This is a genomic window from Mycobacterium sp., from assembly GCF_049280035.1.
Lineage (GTDB): Bacteria > Actinomycetota > Actinomycetes > Mycobacteriales > Mycobacteriaceae > Mycobacterium.
In genome coordinates, this window is sequence record NZ_JBAPPI010000140.1 from 1 (window position 1) to 2,864 (window position 2,864).

Consider the following 2,864-nt stretch of genomic DNA (forward strand, 5'->3'; position numbering starts at 1 on the left):
GAGGCGGTGCGTCGCGCGGCCAAGTTGGACACGCTGGAAGATGTTCTGGTCCAGGACTATCGAGTGTCGTTTGGGTCGCTGCGTTCGCATGATCTGGTGGAGGGCATTCGGGCTCAGCTGGTCGACAAGGACCGCAATCCGAAGTGGTCGCCGGCATCGCTGGCCCAGGTGAGCGCTGCCGACGTCGACGCATACTTCGCACCGGTCGACGACGACCTGAAGTTCTAGAAGGAGCAGGACATGGCCGAAAAAGAATGGGAAACCATCCTGGTCGAGCGCGACGGGCGGGTCGGCACCATCACGCTGAACCGGCCGCAGGCACTGAATGCGCTCAACAGCCAGATGATGAACGAAGTCACGAGTGCTGCAGCTGAATTCGATGCCGACCCGGGTATCGGTGCGATCGTCATCACCGGATCGGCCAAAGCGTTCGCCGCCGGCGCCGACATCAAGGAAATGTCGCACCTGGCTTTCGCCGACGTCTTCGACGGCGACTTCTTCGCCCCCTGGGCCAAGCTGGCCGCCGTCCGCACTCCGACAATCGCCGCGGTAGCCGGGCACGCGCTGGGCGGCGGCTGCGAGCTGGCGATGATGTGCGACCTTCTGATCGCCGCTGACACAGCAAAATTCGGCCAACCAGAGATCAAGCTGGGCGTGCTGCCCGGCATGGGCGGTTCGCAACGGCTGACCCGGGCGATCGGCAAGGCTAAGGCCATGGACCTTATTCTGACCGGTCGCACCATCGACGCCGACGAGGCCGAGCGCAGCGGCCTGGTGTCGCGGGTGGTGCCCGCCGACGACCTGCTGACCGAGGCCAAGGCCGTCGCCACCACCATTTCGCAGATGTCGCGGTCGGCGGCCCGGATGGCCAAGGAGGCGGTCAACCGCGCCTTCGAATCCACCTTGGCCGAAGGGCTGCTCTACGAACGTCGGCTGTTCCATTCGGCTTTCGCGACCGATGATCAGTCCGAAGGAATGGCGGCGTTCATCGAAAAGCGAGCTCCGAACTTCACCCACCGCTAAGGAGCCCAAGGTGAGCGAGCCGGCGATCGCCGAACCCCCTGAAGCCACCGTCGAGCCGCCGCGCAAGAAACCGTGGTGGATTCGGCGTTACACCTTCACCGGTACCGCGGTCGGCCTGATTTTCCTGTGGTTTTCGATGACGCCGTCACTGTTGCCACGCGGGCCGCTGTTTCAGGGTTTGGTCAGCGGCCTATCCGGGGCGATTGGCTACGGCATCGGGGTTTTCGCGGTATGGCTGGTTCGCTACATGCGGTCAAAGGATTCCAGTCCGCCGGCGCCGCGCCGGGCGTGGCTGATCCTGATCGCCGCGGGTGCGGTCGGCATGCTCGCGATGGTGATTTGGTTTCACATCTGGCAGGACCGGGTGCGCGATTTGATGGGAGTCACGCACCTGAAGTGGATCAACTATCCGGAGGCGACAGCGCTGTCGTTGCTTGTGCTGTTCGCCGTGGTCGAGGTCGGCCAGCTGATCCGCCGATTGGTCCGCTTCCTGGACCTGCGGCTGGATCGCTTTGCGCCGCCGCGGGTTTCAGCCGTCATCGTGGTGGTTTTAATAGTGGCGCTGACGATCGCGTTGCTCAACGGCGTGGTGGTGAAATTCGCGATGCGGACCCTGAACAACACGTTCGAGGCGGTCAACAACGAAATGAATCCCAACACCGCCGCGCCGACAACGCCGCTGCGTTCCGGCGGGCCGCAGTCGCTGGTGTCCTGGGAATCGCTGGGACATCAGGGCCGCATCTTCGTTAAGGACGGGCCCACCGTCGCCCAGCTCACCGCTTTCAACGGCGCCCCGGCAACCGAGCCGATCCGCGCCTACGCCGGACTGGAATCCGCCGACAGCATCACCGCCACCGCGGAGGAGGCGGGGCGGGAGTTGCAGCGCACCGGCGGACTGCGCCGCGCCGTCGTCGCGGTCGGAACCACCACCGGCACCGGCTGGATCAACGAGGCCGAGGCCGATGCGCTGGAGTACATGTACAACGGCAACACCGCGATCGTGAGCATGCAGTACTCGTTCCTGCCCAGCTGGCTGTCGTTTCTGGTGGACAAACAGAACGCCCGCCATGCCGGCCAGGCGCTGTTCGAGGCGGTGGACCGGCTGGTGCGCGAGCTGCCGGAAGCACAGCGCCCCAAGCTCGTCGTGTTCGGCGAAAGCCTGGGTTCATTCGGCGGCGAAGCGCCGTTCATGAGCTTGAACAATGTGCTGGCCCGCTCCGACGGTGCGCTGTTTTCCGGGCCGACCTTCCAGAACACCATCTGGACCGATCTGACAGCGACCCGCGATCGCGGCTCACCGGAATGGCTGCCGATCTACGACAACGGAGCCAACGTGCGCTTCGTAGCCCGTCCCGACGACCTGGATCGCCCGCACGCGGGATGGCACCACCCCCGGGTGGTCTACCTCCAACACGCCTCCGACCCCATCGCCTGGTGGAATCCCGACCTGCTGTTCCGCAGACCGGGCTGGTTACGCGAAAAGCGCGGCTACGACGTGCTGCCCGAGACCGCGTGGATTCCGGTGGTGACGTTTTTGCAGGTATCGGCCGACATGGCGGTGGCCGTTGACGTCCCGCAAGGCCACGGTCACGTCTACGTCGCCGACGTGGCCAACGGCTGGGCGGCGGTGCTGCAGCCGCCGGGCTGGACGCCGGCCAAGACCGAGAAGCTGCGCCCGCTGCTGCACGCCAGCGACAGCTGACGTTCGGCGAGTAGTCACTGGGTGTGCGACGGGTGCCGGCTGCCTGAGAGTCGTTAAGCCTTGATGAATTTCTGTCGAATCAACCCCTTACGTGGAAACATCAGTACGTCGGGGCCCGATGTGAGGAATGTCATTCGGT

Annotated in this window: 3 protein-coding genes; all 3 read left to right on the forward strand. The window is 64.9% G+C overall.

Annotation, left to right across the window (positions count from 1 at the left end; genetic code table 11):
• Positions 1-228, forward strand: a 228-nt coding sequence (locus WAN71_RS04565; protein WP_422224193.1) for an enoyl-CoA hydratase/isomerase family protein, incomplete at its 5' end; no start/stop codon positions are given.
• 12 nt (positions 229-240) lie between these two features.
• Positions 241-1,023, forward strand: a complete 783-nt coding sequence (locus WAN71_RS04570; protein WP_422224194.1) for an enoyl-CoA hydratase — start codon at positions 241-243, stop codon at positions 1,021-1,023.
• Positions 959-2,725, forward strand: coding sequence for an alpha/beta hydrolase (locus WAN71_RS04575; RefSeq protein ID WP_422224195.1), 1,767 nt, complete (start codon positions 959-961; stop codon positions 2,723-2,725). The genes WAN71_RS04570 and WAN71_RS04575 overlap by 65 nt, the downstream gene beginning before the upstream one ends.
• Positions 2,726-2,864: the final 139 nt, after the last annotated feature.